This is a genomic window from Streptomyces violaceorubidus (assembly GCF_000717995.1).
Taxonomy (GTDB): domain Bacteria; phylum Actinomycetota; class Actinomycetes; order Streptomycetales; family Streptomycetaceae; genus Streptomyces; species Streptomyces violaceorubidus.
Genome location: NZ_JODM01000089.1, coordinates 1 through 3,584, shown reverse-complemented (window position 1 = coordinate 3,584; position 3,584 = coordinate 1). Strand labels below are relative to the sequence as shown.

Genomic DNA, 3,584 nt, shown 5'->3' with positions numbered 1-3,584 from the left:
GCCGACAGCAACAGGTCACCCGAGTCCGACATCACGCCCGCCGCCGATGCCGCCATGGACCTCACCCGCTCCGTGACGAGCGACGCAGACGCCCCCACCCTGCGTCCCGATGCGGACCTCGCCGCGAAGCCGGGTGAGGACACCCCGCACACGACCGCGCCCGGCCCTGGCACCCGTACGGCGGCGGCCGACCAGACGGTACCGACACACACCGCTGACGGTGGTCACGTCTTCGCCGTCCCTGACGACGGTGATACCGGCGCGCCCGACGTTCATGTCGAAGAAAAAAGTGAATTCGCGAACAGTGAACTGGAGCGCCGCCGACTGATACAGAAGATGGAGGCCGAATACCATATCACCTTCAATTCCGCCGCCGGCGTACAGGCGGTTCTGGAGCAAAGCCCGAAAGCTGCTGATGCTGTCAAGGCGAAGATCACCCCTCTGCCTCTTCATCTCAACACATTGAAGCAGTTGAGCGCCCGCGCCTCGCTCAGTGACTACGCACCTATCCTGGGAGGACGACGTAAAGATTCTAGCCGCAGCAGCTTCGATCAGGAGGTGACGACGATCGGCGCAGTGCGATCTGCGCTGAGTAAGAATGCAATATATTTCGACGCCACAGGGCAGTATTTCAAATCACGGAAGCTGTTCAATATTTATGCCAGCGCGCATTTTCGCGTGAATGACGGGGTGATGCGTACGTCGACTCACGAGTTGGCGCATGGGCTTCTGGGCTACGCTTTGAATGACTTCACAAAAAGCTTCTGGGACGGTGTCGAATCTCCGTGGAAGCCCTTCCGAGTGGAGGCCTTCAGTCCCGAGGTCGACTTTGAATGGTCCATCTCAAGTCACCTTCAAGCACATGTCAAATTTCCGCAGCAAGCTCCTCGGCACGCCAAAGCGATAGCCGACCTCCAGCGCAAGCACCCACTCGTCCTGACGCGGCTGCCCGGCGAGTCAGTAGGCAGTGCTGCGCAACGCATCGTGCGTGAGCTCTCGGATGAGTTGCCGTGGTTCATCGATCAGGTAGGAACGTGGGAGAACGGGCGCCCTCGTCTCGCTTTTGGCAGAAACCGCCAAGTACTACTTCCACGAGAACGCGCTTCTACGAGAGAAGGCACCACTTCGCGCTGAATTCTTCGATCGCCTGATTGCCGGGTGGCGCCAGAGGGGGGATTCGGCCGAACCGGGCGTCGGTGACGTGCCTCACGGTTCGCAGTACCCTGTCGGTGCGGACGAGCAGGAGCAACACGACCATGCCCCGGTGGCCTCCCCTGAGCGGGATACGACTGGCGTCGACGAGACCACCGTTTCGATTACTTCGCCGGTGTTCAGAGACTCATCGGGTCCGAGCGAGCCGCTGCTTTTCGGCAGGGAGCCAGAAAACGGGTCTGCCGTTTCACTCACCGAGGACGCGGATCTGGGCGGTGGCCCGAGCTCCGAGGGCGGGTACGGGCCGGAGCACCGGGGGGAGACCGAGACTCCGGCAGGGGTTTCCGCCGGGTCGGGCACCGGCCGCGTCTCACACGCGGTGTTCGCCATCCTCGTCCCGGGCGCGCAGGGGGATGACGCCGGGCAGGTGGTGACCGCGGGGCCGGGGCACGTCGTGGGGGATGCGGCCGTGCACGCGGACGACGCGGTGTCGAGGGACGTGCCGCGGTCCGCGCAGGAGACGGAGTCGGTGCACGGAGCCGGGCACGCTGCGGGTGAGGGGGAGGGTGCTTTGCACGACGGGCTCGGTGCCCGGGAGGTGTCTGCGGTCCGGGAGACGGCCGGCGAGGTCCGCTCTTCCGCCCGGGACGGACGCGGCCGCGGATCCCGGGATGCCGGGGCCGTTGTCGGCTCTGACGGGGCTGCTGGTGTCCGGGAGGCAGAGGTGTTGGGCCGGCAGCAGGAGATCTTCCTGCGGTTCGGTGTCCGGGTGGAGGCCGAGGCGGGTGCGGGTGGCCGCCGGGCGGGCTGGGATGCGGCGTCGCTGGAGCAGGTGTACGCGGCGTTGGAGCATTTCGCGCCGATTCTGGGTGGCCGGCGTGTCGAGTCGGCGCGGGACAGGGCTGATCAGGAGGTCACTGCGGTCCGGCTGACGGCTTCCGGGCCGGCCCCTTCGCGGGCGGCTGTCGCTGGTGTGCAGGCGGACGACGGCGCGACGTCGCGGGTCGAGGTGCCGGCCGCGGTACGGGAGGACGAGGAGTTCGGCCCGCCGGCGGTGGGGTGGTACCTGACGCGGGCGCTGGCGGTCCGGCTGCTGGATTACGCGCTGCCGGCGTTCGTCCACAGGTTTTACGGCGGCGCCGACGCATTGGTGGGCGCTGTCGGAGCCGGGGCGAGCCGGGAGGACTTTCTCGCCACGCTGGAGTTGCACCTGGCGCGGCCGGATGCCCTGCGCGGTCAGTCGCCGCGGCGGGCTCGGGCGGTCGAGGATTTGCTGGGACGCCTGCCCGGTGAGCGTGGCCCGCGTCCGGGGGAGACGGTGCGGGAAGCAGCCGAGCGGATCGCCCGGGATTTGGAGAGTGAACTGCCCGGGTTCGCCGCCCAGGTGGGCCCGTGGAGTGCGGACGGGCACCGGCTGCTGCAGGGGGAGACACCGCCCTCCGCCTACGGCTTGGGCAGTGTGGAGCGTGATTTCGCGGAGTCCGCGATGTTCTACTTCCACGACGCGCCGTACTTGCGCGAGCGGTCTGCGCAGCGGGCGGAGTTCTTCGACGGCCTCGTGGCGGGCTGGACCGGCACGCAGGCCCGGGGCACTGCCCGCGAGCTGACGACCACGGTCACGGCCCCGCAAGCGGAAGCTCCTGAACGCGGCACCCTCGCCCTCGCGTTGTCCTCTCCCGAGATGACCGGCCTCTACCAGGCGCTCTACGACAGAGCCGGGGTGTCCCCCGACAGCCCGGCCGCCGCCCGGATCCGTGAATGGGCCCGGGGGCTGCTGCGCTACGCCGCACCCCGCTACGCGCAACAGTTCACGAACCGGCCGGATCCCTCGGCGGGCCCGGCCCTGTCTTCCACGGATGCCGCCCGGGACCTCGCGGGCACGGCAGCGTCGTTCGTGGCCGGCCCGCAGGCCCTGCGCAACTCCGCGCCGGACAAGGCCGCGTACTGGGAAGCGACGGTCACCTCCTACCTGCGCAACAGGCCCCACACACTAGAAGACGCCCGTGTGCTGAACGCGGTCGCCGGGCAACTGGTCCGCGGCACGATGCCCGGCACACAGAGCACAGCACCCGGACACGTATCCGCCCAAACCCCCACAGCGCTTCCCGACGCCGAACCGCCCGGTACCGGCCAGGTGAAACGCACGACGGCCTTGGATGCGGGGGCTGTGCGGTCTTTCCAGCGGTTGTGGGCGAAGGCGCCGGTGGAGCCCGCGTCCACGTCGCCGGCACACCGGGCTCTGCGGCGGGCCCACACCCTCCTCGGCGGAACGCCCGCGGGCACCGGCGCGGTGATCCGGCGGTTCACCGTCCACGCCGGGGATTTCACCGCGCTGTCGCAGACGGACCAGCACGTGGCGGCTGTGGCGTACGTGGTGATGCGTGGTAGCGCCGAACAGGTCGAGTCGGCGGTGACGCGGGCGCGGGCTGCGG

At 68.6% G+C, this 3,584-nt stretch carries 2 protein-coding genes; both read left to right on the top strand.

What is annotated here, in order from left to right:
- Positions 1–1,134: hypothetical protein (locus IE94_RS40135; protein ID WP_157849442.1), on the top strand; the 1,134-nt coding region annotated here is incomplete at its 5' end.
- A 745-nt stretch (positions 1,135–1,879) separates the two neighbouring features.
- Positions 1,880–3,584: hypothetical protein (locus IE94_RS36585; RefSeq protein ID WP_209441109.1), on the top strand; the 1,705-nt coding region annotated here is incomplete at its 3' end.